Source organism: Kitasatospora sp. NPDC050543 (assembly GCF_044457565.1).
Classification (GTDB): Bacteria; Actinomycetota; Actinomycetes; order Streptomycetales; family Streptomycetaceae; genus Kitasatospora.
This window is the reverse complement of the sequence record NZ_JBITGZ010000008.1, coordinates 69,016-95,822: the sequence shown is the minus strand read 5'-3', so window position 1 is coordinate 95,822 and position 26,807 is coordinate 69,016. Positions and strand designations below refer to the sequence as shown.

The 26,807-nt window shown below is 73.4% G+C and carries 24 protein-coding genes and 1 pseudogene; 10 read left to right on the top strand and 15 right to left on the bottom strand.

Annotated features, from left to right (window positions below):
• Positions 1-33: 33 nt before the first annotated feature.
• A complete protein-coding gene (locus ACIBH3_RS12575) occupies positions 34-711 on the bottom strand; it encodes a response regulator transcription factor (protein WP_184918780.1) in 678 nt (225 codons plus the stop codon).
• Positions 712-1,113: 402 nt separating this feature from the next.
• Here ACIBH3_RS12575 and ACIBH3_RS12570 point away from each other — a divergent pair, with 402 nt between their 5' ends.
• Positions 1,114-1,974, top strand: coding sequence for a SigE family RNA polymerase sigma factor (locus ACIBH3_RS12570; RefSeq protein ID WP_396312081.1), 861 nt, complete (start codon positions 1,114-1,116; stop codon positions 1,972-1,974).
• 191 nt (positions 1,975-2,165) lie between these two features.
• On the opposite strand, the gene ACIBH3_RS12565 is transcribed toward ACIBH3_RS12570, so the two are convergent.
• From ACIBH3_RS12565 to deoC, 5 genes are all read right to left on the bottom strand, one after another.
• Complete coding sequence (locus tag ACIBH3_RS12565; RefSeq protein WP_396311925.1) at positions 2,166-2,807, bottom strand: ATP-binding protein; 642 nt, start codon at positions 2,805-2,807, stop codon at positions 2,166-2,168.
• 89 nt (positions 2,808-2,896) lie between these two features.
• On the bottom strand, positions 2,897-3,304 hold the full coding sequence (locus ACIBH3_RS12560; RefSeq protein WP_396311924.1) for a hypothetical protein: 408 nt from the start codon (positions 3,302-3,304) through the stop codon (positions 2,897-2,899).
• Between the two features lie 233 nt (positions 3,305-3,537).
• On the bottom strand, positions 3,538-4,440 hold the full coding sequence (locus ACIBH3_RS12555) for an aldehyde dehydrogenase family protein (protein ID WP_396311923.1): 903 nt from the start codon (positions 4,438-4,440) through the stop codon (positions 3,538-3,540).
• Positions 4,433-5,911, bottom strand: coding sequence for an aldehyde dehydrogenase family protein (locus tag ACIBH3_RS12550; protein WP_396311922.1), 1,479 nt, complete (start codon positions 5,909-5,911; stop codon positions 4,433-4,435). The genes ACIBH3_RS12555 and ACIBH3_RS12550 overlap by 8 nt, the downstream gene beginning before the upstream one ends.
• Positions 5,912-5,916: 5 nt before the next feature.
• Positions 5,917-6,903, bottom strand: coding sequence for a deoxyribose-phosphate aldolase (gene deoC / locus ACIBH3_RS12545; protein WP_396311921.1), 987 nt, complete (start codon positions 6,901-6,903; stop codon positions 5,917-5,919).
• A gap of 255 nt (positions 6,904-7,158) precedes the next feature.
• Here deoC and ACIBH3_RS12540 point away from each other — a divergent pair, with 255 nt between their 5' ends.
• The 4 genes from ACIBH3_RS12540 (at position 7,159) to ACIBH3_RS12525 (ending at position 10,133) form a co-directional block, all read left to right on the top strand.
• On the top strand, positions 7,159-7,767 hold the full coding sequence (locus ACIBH3_RS12540) for a TetR family transcriptional regulator (protein ID WP_396311920.1): 609 nt from the start codon (positions 7,159-7,161) through the stop codon (positions 7,765-7,767).
• Between the two features lie 78 nt (positions 7,768-7,845).
• Positions 7,846-8,586 carry an ABC transporter ATP-binding protein gene (locus ACIBH3_RS12535; protein WP_396312080.1) on the top strand — a complete coding sequence of 247 codons (741 nt, stop codon included), beginning with the start codon at positions 7,846-7,848 and terminating at the stop codon, positions 8,584-8,586.
• Positions 8,583-9,329: an ABC transporter permease gene (locus tag ACIBH3_RS12530; RefSeq protein ID WP_396311919.1), complete on the top strand. Its 747-nt coding sequence runs from the start codon at positions 8,583-8,585 to the stop codon at positions 9,327-9,329. The genes ACIBH3_RS12535 and ACIBH3_RS12530 overlap by 4 nt, the downstream gene beginning before the upstream one ends.
• 123 nt (positions 9,330-9,452) lie before the next feature.
• The gene (locus ACIBH3_RS12525) at positions 9,453-10,133 is read left to right on the top strand and encodes a PH domain-containing protein (RefSeq protein WP_396311918.1); all 681 of its coding nucleotides are present in this window, start codon (positions 9,453-9,455) and stop codon (positions 10,131-10,133) included.
• Between the two features lie 120 nt (positions 10,134-10,253).
• Here ACIBH3_RS12525 and ACIBH3_RS12520 read toward each other — a convergent pair whose 3' ends face one another.
• The 3 genes from ACIBH3_RS12520 to ACIBH3_RS12510 form a co-directional block, all read right to left on the bottom strand.
• Positions 10,254-11,957, bottom strand: a complete 1,704-nt coding sequence (locus ACIBH3_RS12520) for a phospho-sugar mutase (RefSeq protein ID WP_396311917.1) — start codon at positions 11,955-11,957, stop codon at positions 10,254-10,256.
• Between the two features lie 126 nt (positions 11,958-12,083).
• Positions 12,084-12,917, bottom strand: a complete 834-nt coding sequence (locus ACIBH3_RS12515) for a purine-nucleoside phosphorylase (protein ID WP_396311916.1) — start codon at positions 12,915-12,917, stop codon at positions 12,084-12,086.
• A gap of 211 nt (positions 12,918-13,128) precedes the next feature.
• Positions 13,129-13,566, bottom strand: a complete 438-nt coding sequence (locus ACIBH3_RS12510) for a gamma-glutamylcyclotransferase (RefSeq protein WP_396311915.1) — start codon at positions 13,564-13,566, stop codon at positions 13,129-13,131.
• Between the two features lie 199 nt (positions 13,567-13,765).
• Here ACIBH3_RS12510 and ACIBH3_RS12505 point away from each other — a divergent pair, with 199 nt between their 5' ends.
• A complete protein-coding gene (locus ACIBH3_RS12505; RefSeq protein ID WP_396311914.1) occupies positions 13,766-15,220 on the top strand; it encodes an NAD(P)H-quinone dehydrogenase in 1,455 nt (484 codons plus the stop codon).
• A gap of 237 nt (positions 15,221-15,457) precedes the next feature.
• Positions 15,458-16,402: a DeoR/GlpR family DNA-binding transcription regulator gene (locus tag ACIBH3_RS12500; protein WP_396312079.1), complete on the top strand. Its 945-nt coding sequence runs from the start codon at positions 15,458-15,460 to the stop codon at positions 16,400-16,402.
• A 100-nt stretch (positions 16,403-16,502) separates the two neighbouring features.
• Here ACIBH3_RS12500 and ACIBH3_RS12495 read toward each other — a convergent pair whose 3' ends face one another.
• From ACIBH3_RS12495 to ACIBH3_RS12470, 6 genes are all read right to left on the bottom strand, one after another.
• Positions 16,503-18,278 carry an acetyl/propionyl/methylcrotonyl-CoA carboxylase subunit alpha gene (locus ACIBH3_RS12495; protein WP_396311913.1) on the bottom strand — a complete coding sequence of 592 codons (1,776 nt, stop codon included), beginning with the start codon at positions 18,276-18,278 and terminating at the stop codon, positions 16,503-16,505.
• A gap of 226 nt (positions 18,279-18,504) precedes the next feature.
• Positions 18,505-19,263 (bottom strand): hypothetical protein, encoded by a 759-nt coding sequence (locus ACIBH3_RS12490; protein WP_396311912.1) that lies wholly within the window; start codon positions 19,261-19,263, stop codon positions 18,505-18,507.
• Between the two features lie 248 nt (positions 19,264-19,511).
• Positions 19,512-20,111 carry a nucleoside triphosphate pyrophosphatase gene (locus ACIBH3_RS12485; protein ID WP_396311911.1) on the bottom strand — a complete coding sequence of 200 codons (600 nt, stop codon included), beginning with the start codon at positions 20,109-20,111 and terminating at the stop codon, positions 19,512-19,514.
• A 50-nt stretch (positions 20,112-20,161) separates the two neighbouring features.
• The gene (mmpB, locus tag ACIBH3_RS12480; RefSeq protein ID WP_396311910.1) at positions 20,162-20,287 is read right to left on the bottom strand and encodes a morphogenic membrane protein MmpB; all 126 of its coding nucleotides are present in this window, start codon (positions 20,285-20,287) and stop codon (positions 20,162-20,164) included.
• A 177-nt stretch (positions 20,288-20,464) separates the two neighbouring features.
• A complete protein-coding gene (locus ACIBH3_RS12475; protein WP_396311909.1) occupies positions 20,465-20,686 on the bottom strand; it encodes an acyl-CoA carboxylase subunit epsilon in 222 nt (73 codons plus the stop codon).
• Between the two features lie 24 nt (positions 20,687-20,710).
• Positions 20,711-22,300, bottom strand: a complete 1,590-nt coding sequence (locus ACIBH3_RS12470; protein ID WP_396311908.1) for an acyl-CoA carboxylase subunit beta — start codon at positions 22,298-22,300, stop codon at positions 20,711-20,713.
• A gap of 292 nt (positions 22,301-22,592) precedes the next feature.
• Here ACIBH3_RS12470 and ACIBH3_RS12465 point away from each other — a divergent pair, with 292 nt between their 5' ends.
• The 3 genes and pseudogenes from ACIBH3_RS12465 to ACIBH3_RS12455 form a co-directional block, all read left to right on the top strand.
• Positions 22,593-23,471, top strand: coding sequence for a biotin--[acetyl-CoA-carboxylase] ligase (locus ACIBH3_RS12465; RefSeq protein ID WP_396312078.1), 879 nt, complete (start codon positions 22,593-22,595; stop codon positions 23,469-23,471).
• Between the two features lie 188 nt (positions 23,472-23,659).
• A complete protein-coding gene (locus ACIBH3_RS12460; RefSeq protein ID WP_396311907.1) occupies positions 23,660-24,808 on the top strand; it encodes an adenylate/guanylate cyclase domain-containing protein in 1,149 nt (382 codons plus the stop codon).
• A gap of 250 nt (positions 24,809-25,058) precedes the next feature.
• Positions 25,059-26,285 (top strand): annotated as a pseudogene (locus ACIBH3_RS12455) (diguanylate cyclase domain-containing protein); the annotation flags it as partial.
• Positions 26,286-26,807: the final 522 nt, after the last annotated feature.

Genomic DNA, 26,807 nt, shown 5'->3' with positions numbered 1-26,807 from the left:
TGCCTGTTCCGCCGTCGAGTATCGCCGTCATGGTCATGCCGGAGGGTCGAGCCGGTAGCCGACCCCGCGAACCGTGCGGATCAGCGTCGGCGCCGAGGGGACATCCTCCACCTTCGCCCGCAGGCGCTGCACACAGGCGTCCACCAGCCGGGAGTCGCCCAGGTAGTCGTGCTCCCAGACCAGCCGCAGCAACTGCTGGCGGGAGAGCGCCTGGCCGGGGCGCCGGCTCAGCTCCAGCAGCAGCCGCAGCTCGGTCGGCGTGAGCTGGAGGTCCTCGCCGTCCTTGGTGACGGTCATCGCCGAACGGTCGATCACCACGCTCCCGTACGCGGAGGAGTCGGAGCTCTCCCGCTCGCCGCGCCGCAGTACGGCCCGGATCCGGGCGTCGAGGACGCGTGGCTGGACCGGCTTGACGACGTAGTCGTCCGCGCCGGACTCCAGCCCCACGACGACGTCGATGTCGTCGGAGCGGGCGGTGAGCAGGATGATCGGCAGCTGGTCGGTGCGCCGGATGCGGCGGCAGACCTCGAAACCGTCGATGCCGGGCAGCATCACATCCAGCACGATCAGGTCCGGACGCTGCTCCTTGAAGAGCTTCAGTCCGTCCTCGCCCGAGGCGGCGGCGGCCACGCGGTGGCCCTGGCGGGTGAGGGCGAGTTCGAGGCCGGTCCGGATGGCGTCGTCGTCCTCGATCAGAAGGAGGAAAGGCACGGCCTCATTCTGGCCCACCCGGCGCGCCGAATCACCCCCGCGGGTCGTCACCGAGGGCGTGCGGGAGCGGAACGGGCGCGCGGGAACCGGGTGGCGACGCGTGTGCGTCATGGGTGGCGGACGGCCCGGGAGTCGAAGATCCCGGGCGCTGTGACAGCCCTGTGACAGTCGGGGGACAGCCCCATCACAACCGGCGGGCAGGATTTTCCATGTCGCCGCAACACGGCAGGCCAACAGGCCGGTTGTGAAGGCGGCGCCAGGAACCGCTCGTACCGATCAAGGGGGCGCACGATGAACGCAATGCTTCAGACCAGGAGCAACCCGGCTGCCCGGGACGCGCGTTCTTCAGCCGGGTCCCACCGGACCAGGTACGAGGTCAGGACCGATGAGACCTCCGGTGCCGTGATCGTACGGGGGTGCGCACACAGCACCGGTGGAAACACTGCTGTTCGCCGGGTGAGCGGCGGCGGCAGGCAGGGGGAGCTGTACGGGATCGGCCGCAAGGGGAGTGCGGCCGACACCAGCAGCACCCTCACGCTGCGGGGGATCCTCCCCGTACGCGTCGAGGGGCACGACGTTCCGGCGGCCGCCGGAAGCGGTCTTCGCGCGGTCGGCTCGGGGGAGCCGGCCGGACGCGAGGCCGCAGGCGCGACGCTGCTGCGGCTGACCCCCGCGGCGGGGCGCGCGACCGGGAGCGGGCAGGGAGGCGCGCAGGGGGAGCACTCGGCCGCCGCGGAGGACCACATCACGGAGTTCACCGCGTACGTGCGCGAGCGCCGCGCCTCCCTGTACGCCACCGCGTACCACCTGACCGGTGACCGCTACGAGGCCGAGGACCTGCTGCAGAGCGCGCTCTTCAGCACCTACCGCGCCTGGGGCCGGATCACCGACAAGGCCGCGGTCGGGGGCTACCTCCGCCGCACCATGACCAACCTGCACATTTCCGCCTGGCGGCGCCGCAAGGTCGCCGAGTACCCGACGGAGGAGCTGCCGGAGACGGTCGGCGACACCGACGCGATGGGCGGCACGGAGCTGCGCGCCGTGCTCTGGCAGGCGCTCGCCAAGCTCCCGGAGAACCAGCGCACCATGCTCGTGCTGCGCTACTACGAGGGCAAGACCGACCCGGAGATCGCCGACGTGCTCGGCATCAGCGTCGGCACCGTCAAGAGCAGCATCTGGCGCGCGCTGCGCCGGCTGCGCGATGACGAGCAGCTCAACCGCACGGGTGACACCGCGCACGCCTTCGGCGAGCTGGTCGCCTAGGCACGACAGAGACTCCCGTCGGGGGACGGGTGAATAGGGCTGTGGGATCGCGGTGCCGCTCGGGGGAGGGGCGCCAGGGGGAGCCTGCGGCCGCACGACGACGGCGGGCCCGGTGCGGGGGAGAAGCACCGGGTCCGTCGTCGTATCGCTGTCCGCCGCGCGGGGGTGTCGTGGGGGCGCCGCGGGCCGGGCTAGACCGCGGTCAGCGCGGGCCGCTCCACGACGTCGCGTACCCGTCGCTCGGCCTCGGGGCGGGCGCAGGCGTACGAGCCCAGGCTGATCTGGCGGGCCACGATGCCCCGCTCGGCGCGCATCAGGCGCCAGCCGCGGCGCAGCAGCACCGGCAGTGACTTGCGCCCCTCGCGGACGTCCCGGCGCAGCCGGCGCCAGGCGGTGGTGGTCGGGCGGTTGCGCAGGCAGATCGCGTCCCCGAGCAGGCCCTCGGCGGCGCACTGCGCGACGATCTCGGCGGCGAAGATGCCCTCGGCGATGAACGCGCTCGCCCCGGCGAGGTCCAGCGTGCGGGTGCCCACGCAGCCGTTGTCGGGGATCGAGTAGACGGGCACCTCGGCCCTGCCGTGCTCGACCAGCTGCCGGATCGCCCCCACGGCCTGCTCGCGGTGCCAGGCGAGCGGGGAGTCCCAGTCGGTGGCGCTGCCGTCGGGCAGGGTGGGCAGGGTCGGGTCGTCCCCGTCCTTGTAGAAGTCGTCGAGCTGGAGCACCGGGAGGCCGGTGCTCTCGGCCAGCGAGGACTTCCCCGATCCGGACGGCCCGGACAGCAGGACGACCCGGGCACGGGCTCTCGGCACAGGGTTCAGCGGGGAGACACTCACGGGAAACCAGTCTGACGCATCGAGGGGCGATGCCGAAACCGGCCGGAGTCCCCTTTCTGTGCGCGTGCGGCGGCCGGCGGCTGCCCGGATCAGGCCGCCCGCAGCTGTGCGGGGGCGCCGAGTACGAGGTGCAGCGCGGGCAGGAACTGGCTGTCCACCTGGAGATTGACCGGCTCTCCGCCGCCGGGCGGCTGGTAGCAGGTGGCGGCCCAGTCGAGGCTGTGCCACTCATCGGGCTCCGGGTCGTGGAAGCTGCCGCCGGTGGGGAGGGCGAGGTCGCCGTGTGCGCGTGAGCCGAAGATCACATCCTGGCCGGGGGTCACCAGCAGGTGGCCGGTCGCGTACTCGGACGGCCAGCCCGGGCGGTCGGCGCGGGCCGTGCAGGGGATCCGGGCCGGCCGTCCGGCGCTGAGCCGCCGCCGGATCCTCCTGGCGCTCAGCCTGACAAACGTGTCGCTCGCGAGCAGCGTCATCAGCTCGCCGATGATCTCCCCCATGGGGCCCCCTCCGCTGGTGAGCCCCTATCGTCCGTCGTCCGAGGGGCCCGGTGGAGCGCCGATCGGCTTGCGCCGGTGCGACGAAAGTTGACGGCGGGGGCCGGGCCGCAAGGTCGACGGACCCGCGCCAGGGGGGAGAGGCGCGGGTCCGTCATGGCACGTCCGGGCCCCGGGGGGGTAGGGCACTGGGGACGGCCAGTCTGTGGAGTTGTCGGCTACCGGGTCGGGGTCGGTCAGATCCCGATCGGGTGCCAGACCGTCTTGGTCTCCAGGAAGGAGAGTAGCCGGTCCGTTCCGGGCGAATCGGTCCAGTCCTGGGCGAACGGGTCCAGCTCCGGCCGGATGACTCGCTTCAGGGTATCGGCGGCGGAGGCCTCCAGGGCCGCCGCCGCGCCGGGACCGTCGGCCGCGATGGCACCGGTGAGGTCCACCGCGTTGACGTCCTGGTGCGAGGCCAGCGTCGGGGCGATGTCCGCCGTGCGGCCCGAGATGAGGTTGACGACGCCGCCCGGGAGGTCGGAGGTCGCCAGCACCTCCCCCAGGGACAGGGCGGGCAGCGGGGCGTCGGCGGCCGCCGCCACGACCACCGTGTTGCCGGTGGCGATGGCCGGTGCGATCACCGAGACCAGGCCCAGGAAGGAGTGCCCGTACCCGGCCTGCGGGGCGACGATCCCGACGACGCCCGTCGGCTCGGGTACGGACAGGTTGAAGAAGGGCCCGGCGACGGGGTTGCCGTTGCCCGCGATCTGGGCGACCTTGTCCGTCCAGCCCGCGTACCAGACCCAGCGGTCGATGGCGGCGTCGACGAGGGCGGCGGCCTTCTTGGCACCGATGCCCTCGGAGACGGCCACCTCGGCGGCGAACTGCTCGCGCCGGCCCTGGAGCATCTCGGCGACCCGGTAGAGCACCTGGCCGCGGTTGTAGGCGGTGGTGCCCGACCAGCCCTTGACCGCCGCGCGGGCGGCCAGGACGGCGTCGCGGGTGTCTTTGCGGGTGCCGAGCGGGGCGTTGGCCAGCCACTGGCCCTTGCTGTCGGTCACCTCGTACACCCGCCCGCTCTCGGAACGCGGGAACTTCCCGCCGACGAACAGCTTGTAGGTCTTGAAGACGTCAAGACGCGCGGTGATGTCAGACATCGAGGTAGGCCTCCAGACCGTGCCGGCCACCCTCGCGGCCGTAGCCCGACTCCTTGTAGCCGCCGAACGGCGAGGTCGGGTCGAACTTGTTGAAGGTGTTGGCCCACACGACGCCGGCCTTGAGCTGGTTCGCCGTCCACAGGATGCGCGAGCCCTTCTCGGTCCAGATGCCGGCCGACAGGCCGTACGGCGTGTTGTTGGCCTTCTCCACCGCCTCGGCGGGGGTGCGGAAGGTCAGCACGGACAGCACCGGGCCGAAGATCTCCTCGCGGGCGATCCGGTGGGCCTGGCTGACGCCGGTGAACAGGGTCGGCTTGAACCAGAAGCCCGAGCCGGGCAGCTCGCAGGCGGGCGACCAGCGCTCGGCGCCCTCGGCCTCGCCGGCGGCGGTCAGCTCGGTGATCCGGGCCAGCTGGGCGGCCGAGTTGATGGCGCCGACGTCGGTGTTCTTGTCCAGCGGGTCGCCGACCCGCAGGGTGTCCATCCGGCGCTTGAGGGCGTCCAGCAGCTCGTCCTGGATCGACTCCTGGACCAGCAGGCGCGAGCCCGCGCAGCAGACGTGGCCCTGGTTGAAGAAGATGCCGTTGACGATGCCCTCGACCGCCTGGTCGATCGGCGCGTCGTCGAAGACGATGTTCGCGGCCTTGCCGCCGAGCTCCAGCGAGAGCTTCTTGCGGGTGCCGGCCAGCTGCTTGGCGATGGCCCGGCCGACCGGGGTGGAGCCGGTGAAGGCGACCTTGTTGACGTCCGGGTGCGCGGTGAGCGCGGCGCCGGTGCGGCCGTCACCGGTGACGATGTTGACGACGCCGTTGGGCAGGCCCGCCTGGCGGCAGATCTCGGCGAAGCGCAGCGCGGTCAGCGGGGTGGTCTCGGCCGGCTTGAGGACGACCGTGTTGCCGGTGGCCAGCGCCGGGGCGATCTTCCACGCCAGCATCAGCAGCGGGAAGTTCCACGGGATGACCTGGCCGGCCACACCGAGCGGATGCGGGTTCGCGCCGTAGCCGGCGAAGTCGAGCTTGTCGGCCCAGCCCGCGTAGTAGAAGAAGTGAGCGGCGACCAGCGGCAGGTCGACGTCACGGGTCTCGCGGATCGGCTTGCCGTTGTCGATCGACTCCAGGACGGCCAGCTCGCGCGAGCGCTCCTGGATGATCCGGGCGATCCGGAACAGGTACTTGGCGCGCTCGCTGCCGGGCAGCGTGGACCAGTCGGTGAACGCCTTGCGGGCGGCGGCGACCGCGCGGTCGACGTCCTCCTCGGTGCCCTGGGCGAACTCGGCGAGCACCTGCTCGGTGGCCGGGTTGACCGTCTTCAGGGCCTCGCTGCCGCTGGAGTCGACGAATTCGCCGCCGATGAAGTGGCCGTACGAGGTCGCGATGTCACCCGCGGCGGCGGGGGACTCGGGTGCGGGGGCGTACTCGAAGAGGCCGTTCTTGCGCACGGGCTCTTCCGCCTTCTTGTTGTTCTTGGCCATGGTTCTCAGTCCACCGTCACGTAGTCGGGACCGGAGTACCGGCCGGTGGTCAGCTTCTGACGCTGCATCAGCAGGTCGTTGAGCAGGCTGGAGGCGCCGAAGCGGAACCAGTGCGGGGTCAGCCAGTCGTCGCCGAGGGTCTCGTTGACCATCACCAGGTACTTCATGGCGTCCTTGGTGGTCTTGATGCCACCGGCGGGCTTCACACCGACCTGGATACCAGTCTGCTCCTTGAAGTCGCGGACGGCCTCAAGCATCAGCAGGGTGACGGGGGGCGTGGCGTTGACGGCCACCTTGCCGGTCGAGGTCTTGATGAAGTCGGCACCGGCCAGCATCGCCAGCCAGGAGGCGCGGCGCACGTTGTCGTACGTCTGCAGCTCGCCGGTCTCGAAGATCACCTTGAGGTGGGCCGAGGTGCCGTCGGGGCGCCGGCAGGCCTCCTTCACGGCGGTGATCTCGTTGAAGACCGACAGGTAGTGGCCGGAGAGGAAGGCCCCCCGGTCGATCACCATGTCGATCTCGTCGGCGCCGGCGGCCACCGCGTCGGCGGTGTCGGCCAGCTTCACCGGGAGCGCGGCGCGCCCGGCGGGGAAGGCGGTGGCGACCGAGGCGACCTGGATGTCGGTGCCCTTCAGGGCCGCCTTCGCGGTCGCGACCATGTCCGGGTAGACGCAGATCGCGGCGACACGGGGGGTGGTCGGATCGGTGGGGTCGGGGTTCCTGCCCTTGATGCACAGGGCGCGCACCTTGCCGACCGTGTCCGCGCCTTCCAGCGTGGTCAGGTCGATCATCGAGATCGCCAGGTCGATGGCATACGCCTTCGCCGTGGTCTTGATCGAACGGGTGCCGAGGGCGGCGGCGCGGGCTTCCAGGCCGACCTGGTCGACACCGGGCAGGCCGTGGAGGAAGCGGCGGAGCGAGGCCTCGGAGGACGCGACGTCACTCAGGCCGCCGCCCGCAGCGCCGAGGGCGTTGGCTGTAACAGTGGACATAGTCACCAGAGCAGCATATCTACGCGCGTAGCCAAGCGCTAGGCGGCCCCTCTTTCGATGCCGGACCGAGACCTTGCCACCCGGCCCGGGCGCGCTGCGGCACACCCGGCTCCGTGCTCCTCGGGCGCCTCGTGCGACACGCCGGCGGGGCCGGTGGAGTCGCCGGTGGGGGGCGGTGCACCGCTCCGCGGAATGGGCGCTGCCCGTCCGGCCCGGGGCGCGTGGCCCTCGGGCGCTTGTGCGGACAATGGTGCGGTGACGACCGCAGAGCAGCCCACCCCCCGCAAGAAGACCGGCCGCCGCCCCGGGGGCGCCGACACCCGCCGGACGGTACTGGAGGCGGCGCGGGCGGAGTTCGCGGCGCGCGGGTACGAGAAGGCCGGCATGCGGGCGATCGCGCGGGCGGCCGGGGTGGACGCGGCGCTGCTGCACCACTACTTCGGCAGCAAGGACCGGCTGTTCATGGCGGCGCTGGAGTTCCCGGTCGAGCCGAAGGCCGTCGTCGAACTGGTGCTGGCCGGCGACCGGGCGACGGTCGGGGTGCGGCTGGCGGAGTTCCTGCTCGGGCTCTGGGAGCAGCCCGGCGTACTGGACCGGATGCTGGCGCTGCTGCGCGCCGCGGCCACCACCGAGCAGGTGGCGCAGCTGATGCGCGAGTTCGTGCAGGAGGAGCTGGTGCGTCGGGCCGCCGCCGAACTGGGCCTCGACCAGCCGGAGTTGCGCACCGAGCTGATGCTCTCGCAGGTGATCGGGCTGGCCATGGCGCGCTATGTGATCGGGGTCGAGCCGCTGGCCTCGGCGAGCCGCGAGGAGCTGCTGCCGCTGCTGGCGCCGACGTTCCAGGGATACCTGGGCGGGGCCTGAGCCGGGGCTGGGCTCGGCTCGGCCCGCGGTGTGCGGGAGCTTGACGGGGCCCGGCCGCGGCAGGAAACTCATCGCATGATGAATTCCTTGGCGGGGGCAAGCCCCGCGATCCGGGTCACCGGGCTGACCGTCGTGCGCGGCGGCACCACGGTGCTGCACGGCCTTGACCTCGACATCGCCGCCGGGTCGATCACCGGCCTGCTCGGCCCCAGCGGCTGCGGCAAGACGACGCTGCTGCGCTCGATCGTCGGCGTCCAGCGGATCGCCGCCGGCCGGGTCGAGGTGCTCGGGGCCGAGGCGGGCAGCGCAGCCCTGCGCCACCGGGTCGGGTACGTCACCCAGGCGCCCTCGGTCTACAGCGACCTCGGCGTCGCCGAGAACCTGCGCTACTTCGCCGCCGTGCTCGGCGCGCCCAAAGGCGACCCCGAGCGGGTCATCGCCGAGGTCGGCCTGACCGGTCACGAGCACGACCTCGTCGCCCGCCTCTCCGGCGGCCAGCGTGCCCGGGTCTCGCTCGCCGCCGCCCTGCTCGGCCGGCCCGAGCTGCTGATCCTGGACGAGCCGACGGTCGGGCTCGACCCGCTGCTGCGCCAGGACCTCTGGCGGCTCTTCCGGACCCTCGCCGAGGCCGGGCGCACCCTGCTGGTCTCCAGCCACGTGATGGACGAGGCCTCGCGCTGCGACCGTCTGCTGCTGATGCGCGACGGCCGCCTGCTCGCCGACGACACCCCCGCCGAGCTGCTCCGCCGCACCGGGGCCGCCGACGTCGACACCGCCTTCCTCACCCTGGTGGCGGGCAGAACGGAAGTGACCTCGTGACCGCCCTCCACACCGGCCGGACGCCGGCCACCGCCCGCCGCGTGCTGGCCCAACTGCGCAGCGACCCGCGCACCGTCGCACTGCTGCTGGTGGTGCCCTGCCTGCTGCTCACCCTGCTCCGGTACATGTTCGACGGGCAGCCGCAGACCTTCGACCGGATCGGAGCCGCCCTGCTCGGCGTCTTCCCGCTGCTGGTGATGTTCCTGGTCACCTCGGTGGCGATGCTGCGCGAGCGCACCACCGGCACGCTGGAGCGGTTGCTCACCATGCCGCTCGGCAAGCTCGACCTCCTGCTCGGCTACGCGCTCGCGTTCGGCCTCGTCGCACTCGTCCAGGCGGCGCTGGCCTCGGCGCTCACCCTGGGCCTGCTCGGGCTGGACGTCGCCGGGCCGACCTGGCTGCTGTTCGCCGTCGCGCTCGGCGACGGGCTGCTCGGGATGGCCCTCGGCCTGCTGGTCTCCGCCTTCGCGACGACCGAGTTCCAGGCGGTGCAGTTCCTGCCGGCCGTGATCCTGCCGCAGCTGCTGCTCTGCGGGCTGTTCGTCCCGCGCGAGAACATGGCCCCCGTCCTGCGCTGGGCCTCCGACGTGCTGCCGCTCTCCTACGCGGTGGACGCGATGACCCGGTTGACCGGCACGGCGGGCGTCAGCGGGGAGCTGCTCGGGGACCTCGCCGTCATCGCGGGCTCGGCCCTGCTGGCGCTCGCGCTGGGCGCGGCCACCCTGCGCCGCCGTACGGCCTGACCGCCCGACCGCGCCCCCGGCCGGGCGGGAGCGGGGCGTGCGGCGGCGCCCGGTGCCGCGCTCGGCCGACAGGGCGGTCGCGGACCCTGTAGATCGCCGGGGCCATGGGGCAGAATCGGGACCATGACCGAATCCGACGGCACGCCCCACCCGGGCTCCGCCGCCCCCGACGGCGAGCCGATCTACGCGGACCGCGTGTACCGCTCCATGCCCGGCGTCATCTCCGGCGTCCTGCTGCTGCTGGTGGCCGGCTGGCTGATCGGCGACGCCGTCCTGAACGGCACCGGCAAGACGCCCTGGGTCGCGCTGGCCGCCGTCCCGGTCTTCGCCTCCCCGGTGATCGCGTACACGCTGCGCCCGGCCGTGCTGGCCAACGACCGCCGGCTGCTGGTCCGCAACCCGCTGCGCACCATCGACGCGCCGTGGGCGGCGGTCGAGGGCCTGCGGGCCGGCTACTCGGTCGAGCTCTTCGCGGCCGGCAAGAAGTTCCAGGTGTGGGCCGTGCCGGTGTCGCTGCGCCAGCGCAAGCGCGCCAACCGCGAGCTCGCCAAGGGCGGTTCGGGCAGCCTGCACGCGTCCCGGCTGGGCATGTCGACGCGCCCGCCGCGGACGGTGCTGCCGGACGCGCCCGACCCGACCAGGGCCTGGTCGGACCAGGTGGTGGGGGTGCTCCAGGAGCTGGCCGAGCGCAACGCCGGACGGGCGGAGGCGGCCGGTGCGGTGCGGATCTCCTGGTGCTGGTGGATCATCGCGCCGACGCTCGCCGGGCTGGTCGCGCTGATCGCCGTGATCGCGGCGGCCTAGCTGTACTGACCGCGGGCCGGTCAGGCAGGCCCTGGCCGTGGACAGCACGATGGGCCCGTGCCCGGCACCGCACCGGGTACGGGCCCATCGGCCGTCGCGGGGGCAGCCCCCCGCGGGGGATCAGGCCTCGATGCCCGCGGCGGCGGCCAGGTCGCGCTTGATCTCGGCGAGCACGCCGGCGGCCCGCTCGCGCGCCCCGGCGAGGTCGGCGGCCGAGCCGACCGGCAGCACGACCTCCAGGTAGCACTTGAGCTTGGGCTCGGTACCCGAGGGGCGGACCACGATCCGCGCCGAGCGCACGCCCTCACCCGCCAGGTAGTAGCGCAGGCCGTCGGTGGGCGGCAGGTCGGCCGAGCCGGCCGTCAGGTCGTCCGCCTGGGTGACCAGCAGCCCGGCCAGCGAGACCGGCGGCTGCTCGCGCAGCCGCTGCATGGCGTTGGCGATCAGCGAGAGGTCCTGCACCCGGACCGAGAGCTGGTCGGTGGCGTGCAGGCCGTGCTCCATCGCCAGGTCGTCCAGCAGGTCGCCCAGGGTGCGGCCGGAGCGCTTGAGGTTGGCGGCGAGCTCGGCGACCAGCAGGGCGGCGGTGATGCCGTCCTTGTCGCGCACGCCCTCGGGGTCGACGCAGTAGCCGAGCGCCTCCTCGTAGCCGTAGCGCAGGCCCTCGGCGCGGGCGATCCACTTGAAGCCGGTCAGCGTCTCGGTGTAGCCGAGGCCTGCGGCGGCCGCGATCCGGCCCAGCAGGGTGGAGGAGACGATGGTGGTCGCGAAGGTGCCGACGGCCTTCTTGGCGACCAGTGCCTCGCCGAGCAGCGCGCCCACGTCGTCGCCGCGCAGCATCCGCCAGCCGCTCTCGGCGGTGGCGTCCGGCACGGCCACCGCGCAGCGGTCGGCGTCCGGGTCGTTGGCGATGATGATGTCCGGGCCCGCGGAGGCGGCGGTCTCGAACGCGAGGTCCATCGCCCCGGGCTCCTCCGGGTTGGGGAAGGCCACGGTCGGGAAGTCCGGGTCCGGCTCGGCCTGCGCGGCGACCACGGTCGGGGCGGGGAAGCCGGCCTTCCGGAAGGCGGCGACCAGCACGTCCCGGCCGACCCCGTGCAGCGGGGTGTAGACGACGTCCAGGTCGCGCGCGCCGTGCGGGTCGACGGTCGTGACGGCGCGGGCCAGGTACGCCTCGACGATGTCCTCGCCGAGCACCTCCCAGCCGCCGTCGGCGAGCGGTACCTCGGCCAGCGAGCCGATCGCGTCGATCTCGGCGGCGATGCCGGCGTCGGCGGGCGGGACGATCTGCGAGCCGTCGCCGAGGTAGACCTTGTAGCCGTTGTCCTGCGGCGGGTTGTGGCTGGCGGTGACGGTGACGCCGGCGGCCGCGCCGAGGTGGCGGATCGCGAAGGCGAGCACCGGGGTCGGCAGGGCGCGCGGCAGCAGCGCGGCGCGCAGGCCGGCGCCGACCATCACGGCGGCGGTGTCACGGGCGAAGTCGTACGACTTGTGGCGGGCGTCGTAGCCGATGACCACCAGGTCGCCGAGCTGCTCGCGCTTGACGTACGCGGCCAGGCCCGCGGCGGCGCGGATCACCACGGCGCGGTTCATCCGCATCGGGCCGGCGCCGAGCTCGCCGCGCAGGCCGGCGGTGCCGAACTGCAGGCGGTCCGCGAACCGCTCGGCCAGGTGGGACCAGGCGATCTTCTCACCGGACTCGGCGTCGGGGCCCTCGGCGGCGGCCAGCAGGGCCGCCAGCTCCTCGCGGGTCTGCGGGTCGGGGTCCTCGGCCAGCCAGGCCCGGGCGCGGGCGAGGAGGTCGGTGGTGGGTGCCTGCGTCATGCTTCCAGCTCCATCGGGGAGGTTCCTACGGGTCAGGCAGGGGAGGTCCGCCAGGGGGGCAAGCGGACGGGGTCTGCGGGAGGTGCCCCGCAGACCCCGTCACGCATGATTCTGCGTCAGATCCGGTCAGATCCGCTCAAGGACCTTGGCCAGCAGCGCGCCCATGCGCTCTGCGGAGGCCTTTCCGGCCTCCAGCACCTCGGCGTGGTTGAGCGGCTCGCCGGTGATGCCGGCGGCCAGGTTGGTGACCAGCGAGATGCCGAGCACCTCGGCGCCGGCCTCGCGGGCGGCGATGGCCTCCAGCGTGGTGGACATGCCGACCAGCTCTCCGCCGAGCACCCGGGCCATGTGGACCTCGGCCGGGGTCTCGTAGTGCGGGCCGCGGAACTGGACGTAGACGGCCTCGTCCAGGGAGGAGTCCACCTCGCGGCACAGGTCGCGCAGCTTCTTGGAGTAGAGGTCCGTCAGGTCGACGAAGTTGGCGCCGACGATCGGGGAGTCCGCGGTGAGGTTGATGTGGTCGCTGATCAGGACCGGCTGGCCGGGCACCCAGCCCTCGCGCAGACCACCGCAGCCGTTGGTCAGCACGATGGTCTCGCAGCCGGCCGCGGCGGCGGTGCGCACACCGTGCACCACGGTGGCCACGCCGTAACCCTCGTAGTAGTGGTTGCGGCCGAGGAAGATCAGGGCGCGCTTGTCGCCGATCTTCACGGACCGGATCTTGCCGGAGTGGCCCGCGACGGCGGGCTCGGGGAAGCCGGGGAGCTCGGTGACCGGGAACTCGAAGTTGCCCGGGGCCGAAGGATCACCCAGCGCGTCGGCGGCGGGCACCCAGCCGGAGCCCATCACAAGGGCGACGTCGTGGCGCTCGGCACCGGTCAGCTCGCGCAGGCGCTCGGCGGCGGCCTGGGCGGCGGCGTAGGGGTCGGTGGAGACGACCGACTGAGGAGATGCGTTCACGTTGTCGAGGATAGACGGGAATCGGCTACGCGCGTAGAAGATGAGCCCGAGCCATGCTGGATTGTTACCGAGAGCGGCTGGAACCAGCCGATTGCCACGCTGTGCAATCGGATGTTCGTACCAATTCACCGGCGGAAGGCGCGGGCCGGTTTGGGCCCGGCCGTACGGCGCGGGCCCGGCATCGGGGCGCGGGTGACGGGTGGCGGCCGGCTCAGCAGGGCCGGCGGCGCAGGTCCAGCACGTAGTCGTCCGGCGCGCCGGCGCTCTCCGCGGCGTCCGCGATCAGCCCCAGGTAGCGGGCCGCGGGCAGGCCGCCCTCGTAGTCGTTGAGCACGTACGTCCACACCGGGATGTCGCCGTCCAGGGTGTGCGCCCGCAGCCGGATCTTGCGGTAGATGCCGAGCTGCACGCCCTCCCAGCGGTCCAGCCCCTCCTCGTCCATCGGGGAGACGTCGTAGAGGGAGACGAACACCTGGTCCTTCTCGTCCTCCACCACGGTGGCGAGCGAGCCCTCCCAGCCCAGCTGCTCGCCGCCGAAGGTGAGCCGCCAGCCGTCCAGCCAGCCGGTACCGCGGAGCGGGGAGTGGGGGGCGCGGCGGGTCATCTGCCGGGCATCGAGGTTGGTGGCATACGCGGCGTAGAGGGGCATGGGCGTCAGCCTACGGGAGCGCGGGTCGGCGCCCGGGGGTAGGAGTGGCCCTCGTCACATCCGGGCGGCGCCGCAGCGGCATCCGGGGGCGCCTCGGCGGCGCCCGAGCGGCGCCGGGGCGCGGGCGCCCGCACCCCGCGCCCGCACCCCGCGTCCGAGCCCCGACCCCGGCGTGGCGACGGCCCCGGCGTGCGGGACAATGGTGGACGTGACTCGGATCGTGATCATCGGTGGCGGACCCGGCGGATACGAGGCGGCCCTGGTGGCGGCCCAGCTCGGCGCGGAGGTGACCGTCGTCGACCGCGACGGTCTGGGCGGATCGGCGGTGCTCACGGACTGCGTGCCGTCCAAGACCCTGATCGCGACCGCGGAGGTGATGACCACCTTCGACAGCTCGTACGAGGAACTCGGCATCATCGTCGCCGACGACACCCCGCCGCTGGAGCAGGCGGCCCGGGTGGTCGGTGTGGACCTCGGCAAGGTCAACCGCCGTGTGAAGCGGCTGGCGATCGCCCAGTCGCACGACATCACCCAGTCGGTGACCCGGGCCGGTGTCACCGTGCTGCGCGGCCGGGGCCGGCTCGGCGCCGGCGGGCAGGCCGCGGACGGCTCCCGCGAGGTGCTGGTGGACGCCCCCGACGGCACCGTCCAGTCGCTGCGCGCCGACGCGGTGCTGATCGCCACCGGCGCGCACCCGCGTGAGCTGCCGGACGCCCAGCCGGACGGCGAGCGGATCCTCACCTGGACCCAGGTCTACGACCTGGAGGAGCTGCCGCGCGAGCTGATCGTGGTCGGCTCCGGTGTCACCGGCGCGGAGTTCGCCGGCGCGTACCAGGCGCTCGGCTCCAAGGTCACGCTGGTCTCCAGCCGCGACCGGGTGCTGCCGGGCGAGGACCCGGACGCCGCCGAGGTCCTGGAGGAGGTCTTCCGCCGCCGCGGCATGAACGTGATGAGCCGCTCCCGGGCCGAGGGTGCCAAGCGGGTCGACGACCACGTCGAGGTGACGCTCGCCGACGGCCAGGTGATCCGGGGCACGCACTGCCTGATGGCGGTCGGTTCGATCCCCAACACCGCCGAGATGGGCCTGGAGGAGGCGGGGGTCAAGCTCAACGACTGGGGCCAGATCCACGTCGACCGGGTCTCGCGTACCACCGCCCCCGGCGTGTACGCGGCCGGCGACTGCACCGGCGTCTTCATGCTGGCCTCCGTGGCCGCCATGCAGGGCCGGATCGCGATGTACCACGCGCTGGGCGACGCGGTGCAGCCGCTCAACCTCAAGACGGTCGCCTCCAACGTCTTCACCGACCCGGAGATCGCCACCGTCGGCTACACCGCCGCCGACGTCTCCTGCGGGAAGATGGACGCCGTCGAGGTGAAGCTCCCGCTGCGCGGCAACCCGCGCGCCAAGATGCAGGGCATCCGCGACGGCTTCGTGAAGCTCTTCTGCCGCCCGGGCACCGGCATCGTGGTCGGCGGCGTCGTGGTCGCGCCGCGGGCGAGCGAGCTGATCCACCCGATCTCGCTCGCCGTGGACGCCAATCTGACGGTCGAACAGGTGGCCAGCGCGTTCACCGTCTACCCGTCGGTGTCCGGCTCCACCGCCGAGGCCGCGCGCCAGCTGCACATCCGCAAGCGGGCCGACGGCGAATCCTGAGCACTGCGGGCGCAGTTGGGGGCGGTCGCCGACGGGTGGCCGCCCCCTCGCGTTCCACCGGCCTTCACCCGTACGGCGGGCGCGGGCCGGCGTTGCTGACGGCGCGTATTGTACGGTCACGCGCCGCACCGGGGTGAGCAATTCCCGTTACCAGCTGCAAACGCCTGAAAGCAGACGGTCATTCAGGTTACCGTCGGTTCTGTGTTTGCAGCAGAACGTCGCCAGTTGATCCTCGAAATGGTGCGCGCCAACGGAGCCGTTTCGCTCCGCGAGCTGGCCCGCGTCGTCCAGACCTCCGAAGTGACCGTCCGTCGAGACGTACGGGCACTGGAGGCAGAAGGGCTCCTCGACCGCCGGCACGGCGGTGCGGTGCTCCCCGGCGGCTTCAGCCGCGAACCCGGCTACCCGCAGAAGACCCACCTCGCCGCCGCCGAGAAGAGCGCCATCGCCGATCTCGCGGCCGGGCTGGTGGAGGAGGGCGACGCCGTGGTGGTCGGCGCCGGCACCACCACCCAGGAGCTGGCCCGCCGGCTCGCCCGGGTGCCCGGTCTGACGGTGGTCACCAACTCGCTGCTGGTCGCCCAGGCGCTGGCGCATGCCAACCGGGTGGAGGTGGTGATGACCGGTGGCACCCTCAGAGGCTCCAACTACGCGCTGGTGGGCAGTGGCGCGGAGCAGTCCCTGCACGGGCTGCGGGTCTCCAAGGCGTTCATCTCCGGCAGTGGGCTGACGGCCGAGCGCGGCCTGTCGACCACGAACATGCTCTCCGCGAGCGTGGACCGGGCTCTGGTGCAGTCGGCCGCCGAGGTCATCGTCCTCGCCGACCACACCAAGCTCGGCGCGGACACCATGTTCCAGACCGTCCCGACCGAGGCCATCACCCGCCTGGTGACGGACGAGCAGGCGACCGCCGACGACCACACCGCCCGTCAGCTGGACGCCCTGGCGGACTGCGGGGTGCAGATCGCCGTCGCCTCGCTGGGGTTGACCGGTGAGCCGCCCGTGCACGGCACGGGTACCGGGCCGGTGCACCAGGCCCCCGCCGGGGTCGGGCCGCGCCGGGTCGCGCCGCCGCCCGGTGGCGCGCCGCTCCCGGGTCAGCGCCGCCCCGGCGTCCACGGCGGCCCGCCCGGGCAGCCGCCGGCCCGCCTCGCCGAACTCGGCCTCCCCCGCGGCCGTTAGGGCCTGTCTGAGGCGGTCCTCGGCGTTCCGGGCCCAGGGGTCCGGAACGCCGACCGGCCCGCACGCCTCGGGGCGTACGGGCCGGTCGGTGGTGCGGACGTCAGTCCTTGATCTCGCAGAGCGCCGCGCCACTGCTGACGCTCGCGCCCACCTCGGCCTTGAGGCCGACGATGGTGCCCGCCTTGTGGGCGTTCAGCGGCTGCTCCATCTTCATCGCCTCCAGGACCACGATCAGCTCGCCCTCGGCGACGACCTGGCCCTCCTCGACGGCGACCTTGACGATGGTGCCCTGCATCGGCGAGGCCAGCGTGTCACCGCTGACGGCCGAGCCGGCCTTCTTGGCGCCGACCCGGCGCTTGGCCTTGGCGCCCGCCGCGCCGCCGCCGGCCGGAGCCGCCGAGACGCCCAGCGAGGACGGCAGCGAGACCTCGATCCGCTTGCCGCCGACCTCGACCACCACGGTCTCGCGGGTGTCGGCCTCCTCGGCCTCGCCGCCCGCACCCGTGAACGCCGGGATGGTGTTCTCGAACTCGGTCTCGATCCAGCGGGTGAAGACCTTGAACGGGCCCTCGCCACCGTGCACCTCCGGCGCGAACGCCGGGTCGGTGACGACCGCGCGGTGGAACGGGATGGCGGTGGCCATGCCCTCCACCTTGAACTCGGCCAGCGCACGGGCGGCGCGCTGCAGCGCCTGCTTGCGGGTGGCGCCGGTGACGATCAGCTTGGCCAGCAGCGAGTCCCAGGCCGGGCCGATCACCGAGCCGCTCTCGACGCCGGCGTCCAGCCGCACGCCCGGGCCGGACGGCGGCGCGAACAGCGTCACGGTGCCGGGCGCGGGCAGGAAGTTGCGGCCCGGGTCCTCGCCGTTGATACGGAACTCGATCGAGTGACCCCGCACCTCGGGGTCGTCATACCCGAGCGCCTCACCGTCGGCGATCCGGAACATCTCGCGGACCAGGTCGAGGCCGGTGACCTCCTCGGAGACCGGGTGCTCGACCTGGAGGCGGGTGTTGACCTCCAGGAAGGAGATCAGCCCGTCCTGGGCGACCAGGAACTCGCAGGTGCCGGCGCCGACGTAACCGGCCTCCTTGAGGATGGCCTTGGAGGCCCGGTACAGCTCGGCGTTCTGCTCGGCGGTGAGGAACGGCGCGGGCGCCTCCTCGACCAGCTTCTGGTGCCGGCGCTGGAGCGAGCAGTCACGGGTGGAGACGACGACCACGTTGCCGTGGCTGTCGGCGAGACACTGGGTCTCCACGTGCCGCGGGTTGTCGAGGTAGCGCTCGACGAAGCACTCGCCGCGCCCGAAGGCGGCGACGGCCTCGCGGACGGCCGACTCGTACAGCTCCGGGATCTCCTCCAGCGTGCGGGCGACCTTGAGGCCCCGCCCGCCGCCGCCGAAGGCGGCCTTGATGGCGACCGGCAGGCCGTTCTCGCGGGCGAACGCGACGACCTCGTCCGCACCCGAGACCGGGTCCGGCGTACCGGCGACCAGCGGGGCACCGGCGCGCTGGGCGACGTGCCGGGCGGTGACCTTGTCACCGAGATCGCGGATGGCCTGCGGCGGCGGGCCGATCCAGGTCAGGCCCGCGTCGATGACGGCCTGGGCGAAGTCGGCGTTCTCGGAGAGGAAGCCGTAACCGGGGTGGACGGCGTCCGCTCCCGAGTCGGCGGCCGCCTTGAGCACCTTGGCGATGTCCAGGTAGCTGGTGCCGGGGGTGTCGCCGCCGAGCGCGTAGGCCTCGTCGGCCGCGCGGACGTGCAGCGCATCCCGGTCCGGCTCGGCGTATACGGCGACGCTGGCGATACCGGCATCCGAGCAGGCCCGGGCGACGCGGACGGCGATTTCTCCGCGGTTGGCGATGAGCACCTTGCGCACTGTGGCTCCCTTCTTGAACCTCGTCGAGTCTAGGGATTACGGGGTGGTACCGGCGAGTAGCCCCAGGTGGTGAGCTATCCCACACGGAGTGTGACGCGAATTCGTGATCAGGTGTGCACGGAGCGGGAGGCTCCGCAGGTAGAGACGCTACGCGCCCCCGGCCGGAGCGCGCGCCGCCGGCCCCGCCCGCGTCGTGGCCTTCGCCACATCGGGGCCGCGGGGCGGCTCATACGGCGGCCTCCACCGGTCGGACGGTCGCCTTGGCGGTGACGTCCGAGGCGACCTCGACCACGTCCGGTCCGTACGCGCCCGGGTTGATCACCCGCAGGACGAGCGCGAAGGTGCCGTCGGTGCCGTGCCGGCGGGCCAGCTGCCGGTGGTTGGCGACCAGGTAGCGGACGGCGGCGTGGTTGGACATCGCGGTCTGACCGGCGATCAGGAACACCGGCCGGCTGCCCGGTCCGGCGTGCAGCCGGGCCAGCAGCGCGAAGGTCCGCCCGCCCGGCACCTCGGTGCCGTGCTGGTAGCGGAACTCCTCGTCGCCCACCGATATCGCGAGATCGCCGTGGTCGAACTCGGCGCTCCGCTCCCGGGGGGCGAAGCTGACGCCCGGTAGCCAGGAGGCGAGGTGGGCCGCGGTGCGGTCGTTGCTGACCGGGCCGCCGAGGCAGAACTCGGCCTTGCCGCCCAGCCCCTGGCGCACCTGGTCGTGCGCCACGATCTCGGCCCGCGCGCCGCACTCCTTGACCAGTGCGGACAGCTCCATCAGCGCGTACACGTCGTTGCGCTGCACGCTCTTGGAACTGGCGGCGCTGGCGTGCCGGTTGACCACCAGCAGGCACTCCGTGCCGCCGGGCATGCCGAAGAACGTCCGGACCCTGGCGGTCCGCCGCCGGCGGCGCAGGGTCTGCGCGAGCCAGCCCAGCGCGGCACTGATGGCGCTGGCGACCAGGCCGAGCAGTACGTTGAGCACGCTGTCGGTCATCGGCGTTCCCCTTCCCGGATCGGCGGCGCGGCCAGCCTATCGGCGTCGCACGGCCGTGCGGGCTGGATCCGGGGCACAGATGTGCGGCCGAGGATCTGTCGGATCCGGCAGGGCGGTGACCTCCCGGTTGTGTAGGCGGGATGCCGTTCGGCGGTGACGGCGCGCTGCCGGAGGCGCCGCACTTCCCGGCGACGGGCCGGCCCCGCGACGGCTCGGGCCCCCGCGACGGCTCGGGCCCCCGGGACGGCTCAGGCCCAGAGGTCGGTGATCCGCACCCCGAGGGCGGCCAGCAGCCTGCGCAGCAGCGGCAGCGAGAGTCCGATGACGTTGCCCGGGTCGCCGTCGATGCCCTCGACGAACGGCGCCGAGCGCCCGTCCAGGGTGAACGCGCCCGCCACGTGCAGCGGCTCGCCGGAGGCGATGTACGCGGCGATCTCGCCGTCGTCGGGGGTGCCGAAGCGGACGGTGGTGGAGGCGGTCTCCGAGACCTGCTCGCCCGTCACGGTGTCGATCACGCAGTGCCCCGTCCGCAGCACGCCGGAGCGCCCGCGCATCGACTGCCAGCGGGCCAGTGCCTCGGCGGCGTCGGCCGGCTTGCCCAGCGCCCGGCCGTCCAGCTCCAGCACCGAGTCGCAGCCGATCACCAGCTCGCCGCCGCTCAGCTCCGCCGCGACGGCCTTCGCCTTGGCCTCGGCCAGGACGAGCGCGAGCTCGGCCGGGGTGGCGGCGCTGATCGCGTCCTCGTCGACGCCGCTGACCAGTACGCGCGGGTCCAGGCCCGCCTGGCGCAGCAGCCCGAGCCGGGCGGGGGAGGCGGAGGCGAGGACGAGGGCGCGGCGGTCGGTCATGTCCATCAGGGTAGGGGGTGCCGTGGGCCGGGCACCCGCGGCCCGGCGTTTCAGAGCATCATCAGGACGGCCATCAGCACGGTGAGAACGGCGAGCACGGGCCCGGCCCGGTGCAGTCTCTGCTGCACCCGGCGGGTCTCGGGGGAGGGCTCGTCGCGGGGGTCTGACCAGAGCACCGTTCCAGGGTGCGACGGCGCTCCGGCGTTGCGCCTGAGTACCCGTACTCAGGTTTCGGGGCGATGCGGGTCGTTCTCACACGCCCGAGCCGTGCCCGGTGCGGGCCCGGGCCGCTCCGGCCGCGGGCATGCCAGGGAGCGGGAAGCCGGCCGGGCCGACTTCCCGCTCCGGGCGGATCAGCCCGCCCAGCCGGAGGTGCGCCAGACGCCCGCCCCGGGCCTGGGGGTGCTGCGCAGCCGCCGGGCGCGGTCGTTCCACGGGGACGCCGGGCCGGCGCCTGCCCGGCGGGCGGCCTCGGCGGCGGCCTGCGCGGCGGCGGCCCGGGCTGAGACCACCGCCAGGACGGTGGCCAGCTCCTCGGGGGTCGGCTGCCCGTGCAGCACGTGGATCGGTGGCATGTCTCAATCCTCTCGCGGCCGGGCCTACAGCGGAATGTTGCCGTGCTTCTTCGGCGGGAGCACCTCGCGCTTGCCGCGCAGCGCCCGCAGGCCCCGCACGATGTGCCGGCGGGTCTCGGAGGGCGCGATCACCGCGTCCACGTAGCCGCGCTCCGCCGCCAGGTACGGGTTGAGCAGGGTGTCCTCGTACGAGGCGAGCAGCTCGGCGCGCTTGGCGTCGGCGTTCCCGGCGGCCTCGGCCTCGGCGATCTCGCGGCGGTGCAGGATGTTGACGGCGCCCTGGGCGCCCATCACGGCGATCTGTGCGGTGGGCCAGGCCAGGTTGAGGTCCGCGCCGAGGTGCTTGGAGCCCATCACGTCGTACGCGCCGCCGAAGGCCTTGCGGGTGATCACGGTGATCAGCGGGACGGTCGCCTCCGCGTAGGCGTAGATCAGCTTGGCACCGCGGCGGATGATGCCGTCCCACTCCTGGCCGGTGCCGGGCAGGAAGCCGGGCACGTCGACGAAGGTCAGCACCGGGATGTTGAAGCTGTCGCAGGTCCGCACGAAGCGGGCGGCCTTCTCGCTGGCCGCGATGTCCAGGCAGCCGGCCAGGTCCATCGGCTGGTTGCCGACGATGCCGACCGGGTGGCCCTCGACGCGGCCGAAGCCGGTGAGGATGTTGCCCGCGTACAGCGCCTGGGTCTCCAGGAACTCGCCGTCGTCCAGGATGTGCTCGATCACCTTGTGCATGTCGTACGGCTGGTTCGCCGAGTCGGGCACGATGGTGTCGAGTTCGAGGTCCTCGTCGGTGACGGTGAGGTCGGCCTCCTCGGGGTAGGCCGGCGGGTCGCTCAGGTTGTTGGAGGGCAGGTACGAGAGCAGGCTCTTGACGTACTCGATGGCCTCCTTCTCGTCGGCCGCCAGGTGGTGCGCGACACCGGACTTGGCGTTGTGGGCGCGCGCGCCGCCCAGCTCCTCCATGCCGACGTCCTCACCGGTGACGGTCTTGATCACGTCGGGGCCGGTGATGAACATGTGCGAGGTCTGGTCGGCCATCACCACGAAGTCGGTGATCGCGGGGGAGTAGACCGCACCGCCCGCGCACGGGCCCATGATCAGCGAGATCTGCGGGATCACCCCGGAGGCGTGCACGTTGCGGCGGAAGATCTCGCCGTACAGGCCGAGCGAGACCACGCCCTCCTGGATCCGGGCGCCGCCGGAGTCGTTGATGCCGATGACCGGGCAGCCGGTCTTCAGCGCGAAGTCCATCACCTTGACGATCTTCTCGCCGAACACCTCGCCGAGCGAGCCGCCGAAGACGGTGAAGTCCTGGGCGAACACGGCGACCTGACGGCCGTCGACGGTGCCGTAGCCGGTGACCACGCCGTCGCCGTACGGGCGGTTCTTGGCCTGCCCGAAGTTGGTCGAGCGGTGCCGGGCGAACTCGTCGAACTCCACGAAGGAGCCCTCGTCCAGCAGCTCCACGACCCGCTCACGGGCCGTCAGCTTGCCCTTGGCGTGCTGCTTCTCGACGGCCGCGGCGGAGCCGGAGTGCACCGCCTCGTCCAGCCTGCGCCGCAGGTCGGCGAGCTTGCCGGCGGTGGTGTGGGGGTCGTACGGGGCCTCGGTCATCCGGTGGCTCTCCCTGAATCAGATGGGCCGCGACCTGTCAGTGCTACGGGTGAGGGCAGGGCGGCGCAACGAACTACCGTTGAGTAGCGTAGCCAGCGCGGAGGGTTTCCCGTTATGGCCAGCGACACAGTGTGTCAACGAGCGTTCTGCGCGAGGATGGGGCGGCCTACGGCCGTCGGGGCGAGCGCGCCGCGCGAGGCTCCCTCGTCCCCGGGCGGTACCGGGCGCTCCTGGGTACGCTGAGCCGGTGACCGAGCCCGAGCCCGAGGCCCCCCGCCCCCGCCGCAGTGGTCTGCGTGGCTTCGGCCACGCCGGGCCCTCCCCCTGGACCGATCTGGACCGCCCGCCGCTGGACGCCGACGCGCTGCGCCGCGACATCCTCGTCCCCGGAGGGCTCTGGAGCGCGCTGGACGTGGTCGAGGAGACCGGCTCCACCAACAGCGACCTCGCCGCCCGGGCCAGGGACGGCGCGCCCGAGGGCGCGGTGCTGATCGCCGAGGCGCAGAGCGCCGGCCGCGGCCGCCTGGAGCGCAACTGGACGGCTCCGCCACGCTCCGGACTCTTCCTCTCGCTGCTGCTGCGCCCCTCGGGTGTGCCGGTCGAACGGTTCGGCTGGCTGCCGATCCTGGTCGGCGTGGCGGCCGCGAGCGCGATCGAGCGGATCGCCGAGGTGGAGGTCGCGCTGAAGTGGCCCAACGACCTCCAGGTCAGCGTCGACGGCGCCGAGCGCAAGATCGGCGGCATCCTCACCGAGCTCAGCGGCGGCGCCGTGGTGGCCGGCCTGGGCGTCAACGTGACGTTGCGCGAGGACGAACTGCCCGTCCCGGCCGCCGCCTCGCTCGCCCTGGCCGGCGCCGAGGTCACCGACCGGGGGACCTTGCTGCGCGCCGTACTGCGCACCTTCGGCGAGTTGTACGGCGAATGGACGGCGGCCGCCGGGGATCCGCACGCCAGCGGGCTGCTGCCGGCGTACGCGGCCCGCTGCTCCACGCTGGGCCGGGCCGTCCGGGTGCAGCTGCCGGGCGATCGCGAGCTGACCGGCGAGGCGGTGGCGATCGACCCGGACGGCCGACTGGTGGTCCGTACGCCCGACGGCGCCCGGCAGTCCGTCGCCGCCGGGGACGTCGTCCATGTGCGGCCCGAGGGCTCCGGGGCCCCGGCGGCGTCCTGAGGCCCTGGGCGGGGTGCCGCGCGGGCACCCGCCGGGGCGCTCCCCGGCCGCCGGCGGCGCCCGGCTGGGCCGGATGCCCCGGATTACGCGATTCCGTGCGAACATTCCACCTGGCAGCGGTGTGAGGCGCGCCACTACCCGCGGGGTGGCCGGCGCGCGCCACCGGCTAGGTGGCGAGTAGGCGGGACATGAGGCAAGTGCGGCAACCGCACGGGGACGGACCGGTGGCAGAGGACGGCAGCAGCGGCGGTACGGCGGGCTCCGACGACCTGACGGTCGCACTGGACCTCGAACGGCTGATCCTGGACGCACCACGTCGCTACACCCCGTACCAGGCCGCCCGGGCCGCCGATGTGCCGATGGAGCTGGCCACCCGGTTCTGGCGGGCGATGGGCTTCCCGGACATCGGCCAGTCCAGGGCGCTCAACGACAGCGACGTGATCGCGCTGCGCCGGCTGGCGGGCCTGGTGGAGTCCGGGCTGCTCAGTGAGTCGATGGCGATCCAGGTGGCGCGGTCCACCGGCCAGACCACGGCCCGGCTGGCCGGCTGGCAGATGGACACCTTCCTCGACAACCTCACCCAGCCCGTCGAGCCGGGCCTGACCCGGGCCGAGGTCGCGTACCCGCTGGTGGAGCTGCTGCTGCCGGAGCTGGAGCAGTTCCTGGTGTACGTCTGGCGCCGTCAGCTGGCCGCGGTGACCGGCCGGGTGGTGCAGGCCGCCGAGGACGCCGAGATCACCAGCGGCAAGCTGGCCGTGGGTTTCGCCGACCTGGTCGGGTTCACCCGACTGTCGCGCCGGCTGGAGGAGGAGGAGCTCGGCGAGCTGGTCGAGTCCTTTGAGAACACCTGCGCGGACATGATCGCCGGGCTCGGCGGCCGGGTCATCAAGACCCTGGGCGACGAGATCCTGTACGTCTCCGAGGACCCGGCGACGGCCGCCGAGATCGCCCTCGGCCTGGTCGAGACGCTCGCCGAGAACGACACCATGCCGGAGCTGCGGGTCGGGATGGCGTTCGGCACCGTCACCTCCCGGATGGGCGACGTCTTCGGCACCACCGTCAACCTGGCCAGCCGGCTCACCTCGATCGCGCCCAAGGACGCGGTGCTCATCGACGGCGAGTTCGCGACGGCGCTGGAGCACAACGGCAGCGCCGCCCCGGTGGACCTGGACGGCGCGGGCCAGGGCGGCGCCCTGGTGGCGGAGTCCGGCCCGTCCACGGGGGCCGACACCGCGCCCGACCACCGCTTCCACCTGCAACCGATGTGGCGCCGCCCGGTCCGCGGTCTCGGGCTGGTCGAGCCCTGGCTGCTCTCGCGCTGCACGCGCGGCGACTGAGAGAGCGCCGGCTCCGTCCTGCGCAGCGCGGCTCGGCCCGTGCGGCCCGTGCAGCCCGGTTCGGACCCGCTGCCGCGTGTCCGGTCGGCGGGGCCGTGCCGGGGGCTCCCGCGCCGACACATTCGCGCTGACAAAACAGCGCATTTGCGCGCGAACCGGCCATAGTCTTGGTGCAGAACGAGGCCGGGTGCGGGGCGAGTGCAGGACCGAGCGCAGGGATCGAGGCGAGCCGGTGAGCGGCGAGGCGACCATGACGGGCTTCCCGCAGGGGGCGCTCACCTCCGACCTCCGGCTGCAGTCGGTGGTCGAACTGGCGCAGGACATGGCGGGCGCGGCCACCCGGCTGGAAGCCATCCGGGCCGCCGCCGTCCGGGCCACGGTCGCCCTGGACGCCACCATGGCGGCCGTCTCGGTCTGGGACCGCGAGTCCGGCCGGCTGCGGGTCCTGGTGAACTACGGGGACCTGGCGCCCGGCGAGGAGGAGCTGCCGGAGGACGAGTCCTATCCGGTCGCCGACTTCCCCGAGATCGTCACCTATCTGGAGGAGCGCTGGGCGCCCGGACGCCTGCCGCGCGCCTGGCTGCAGACCGCCGAGAACTCCACCCCGCACAGCAGCCACGGGCACCCGGGCGGCGGCGCGTTCTGCCAGCACCGGGCCGCCGGGCTGCGCCGGCGCGGCCGCGAGTGCTGCCTGGTCGCCCCGATCGTGCTGCACGGCCAGGCCTGGGGCGAGCTCTACCTCGCCCGCGCCGCGGGCCTAACGCAGTTCACCCAGGAGGACGCCGACTACGGCACCCTGCTCGCCGCCCAGATCTCCGCCGGGCTCGCCCAGACCGAGCGGCTGGCCGACCTGCGGCGGCTGGCCTTCACCGACCCGCTGACCGGCCTGGCCAACCGGCGGGCCGTGGACACCCGGCTGGAGGGCGCGCTCCAGGCACACAACCGGGACAACACGGTCGTCTCCCTGGTGGTCTGCGACGTCAACGGGCTGAAGCGGGTCAACGACCAGCTCGGCCACGAGGTCGGCGACCGGCTGCTGGAGCGCTTCGCCCACCAGCTCTCGCTGGCCGCGGCCAAGCTGCCCGGAAGCCTCGCCGCGCGGCTCGGCGGCGACGAGTTCTGCCTGCTCGCCGAGGGCCAGAAGGCGGACGAGGTGGTCGCCGTCGCGGAGGAGCTGTGCGCCCGTGCGCTGACCCTGGCCGAGGGCGAGGGGGTGGCCTGCGGGGTCGCCTCCACCGGTGACTCGATCGGGCCCGTCACCACCCCCGACCGGCTGTTCCGGCTGGCCGACGCGGCCCAGTACCGCGCCAAGGCGGCCCGGGCCGCGCACCCCGTGGTGGCCGGCCGCAGCCACGGCCCCGGCTTCTCGCCGGACCCGACCGTCCTGCTCGCCGACGCCGCCGACCCGCATCACCGGGCCGACGGCCGCGGCCGGCCCGGTGCGCGGCCCGGCGGCGACCGTCGGCGCTTTCGCGGCGCCGCCCACAGCGCCGACGCGGGCCAGCTGCTGACCGCCGTGCTCGCCGCCCTCGACCAGCACGGCCTCACCCGCGCCACCCACCCCGCCGACACCCTCAGCCGGCTGGCCACCGTCGCCGAGACGGCCTCCCGCCTGCTGGACGCGGTGGGCTGGTGGGTCTCGTACGTGCCGCCGGGCTCCCAGCTGATGCGCACCTGCCGGCACGCCGTCTACCGGATGACCAGCGGTCCGAGCAGCAGCCGCGCGGAGACCCAGCGCGCCCGGATCGAGGCGCCGGACGCCATCTTCGACCTGCACCACTACCCGCTCACCCGCCGTACGGTGCGCGGGGGTGCCTTCGCGCTGCGGGCCGGTGCGGCCGGCAACGACCCGGCGGAGGAGGCCGTGCTGGTGGTCAGCGGCTACCGCGGCATGGTCGCGGCGGGCGGTCAGAACGCGGCCGGCGGCTGGCTGGTGGAGCTCTTCGCCGACGACGCCACCCTGCCGCTCGGCCAGGTCGCCTCCCCGCTGCGGGCGCTC

Coding starts and splice junctions, on each gene's coding strand:
- ACIBH3_RS12560 (WP_396311924.1), bottom strand. CDS start 3,304: ATGGGGGAGATCATCGGCGAGCTGATGACGCTGCTCGCGAGCGACACG.
- ACIBH3_RS12555 (WP_396311923.1), bottom strand. CDS start 4,440: ATGTCTGACATCACCGCGCGTCTTGACGTCTTCAAGACCTACAAGCTG.
- ACIBH3_RS12550 (WP_396311922.1), bottom strand. CDS start 5,911: ATGGCCAAGAACAACAAGAAGGCGGAAGAGCCCGTGCGCAAGAACGGC.
- deoC (WP_396311921.1), bottom strand. CDS start 6,903: ATGTCCACTGTTACAGCCAACGCCCTCGGCGCTGCGGGCGGCGGCCTG.
- ACIBH3_RS12535 (WP_396312080.1), top strand. CDS start 7,846: ATGAATTCCTTGGCGGGGGCAAGCCCCGCGATCCGGGTCACCGGGCTG.
- ACIBH3_RS12525 (WP_396311918.1), top strand. CDS start 9,453: ATGACCGAATCCGACGGCACGCCCCACCCGGGCTCCGCCGCCCCCGAC.
- ACIBH3_RS12520 (WP_396311917.1), bottom strand. CDS start 11,957: ATGACGCAGGCACCCACCACCGACCTCCTCGCCCGCGCCCGGGCCTGG.
- ACIBH3_RS12510 (WP_396311915.1), bottom strand. CDS start 13,566: ATGCCCCTCTACGCCGCGTATGCCACCAACCTCGATGCCCGGCAGATG.
- ACIBH3_RS12505 (WP_396311914.1), top strand. CDS start 13,766: ATGGTGGACGTGACTCGGATCGTGATCATCGGTGGCGGACCCGGCGGA.
- ACIBH3_RS12500 (WP_396312079.1), top strand. CDS start 15,458: ATGGTGCGCGCCAACGGAGCCGTTTCGCTCCGCGAGCTGGCCCGCGTC.
- ACIBH3_RS12490 (WP_396311912.1), bottom strand. CDS start 19,263: ATGACCGACAGCGTGCTCAACGTACTGCTCGGCCTGGTCGCCAGCGCC.
- ACIBH3_RS12485 (WP_396311911.1), bottom strand. CDS start 20,111: ATGACCGACCGCCGCGCCCTCGTCCTCGCCTCCGCCTCCCCCGCCCGG.
- ACIBH3_RS12475 (WP_396311909.1), bottom strand. CDS start 20,686: ATGCCACCGATCCACGTGCTGCACGGGCAGCCGACCCCCGAGGAGCTG.
- ACIBH3_RS12470 (WP_396311908.1), bottom strand. CDS start 22,300: ATGACCGAGGCCCCGTACGACCCCCACACCACCGCCGGCAAGCTCGCC.
- ACIBH3_RS12460 (WP_396311907.1), top strand. CDS start 23,660: ATGAGGCAAGTGCGGCAACCGCACGGGGACGGACCGGTGGCAGAGGAC.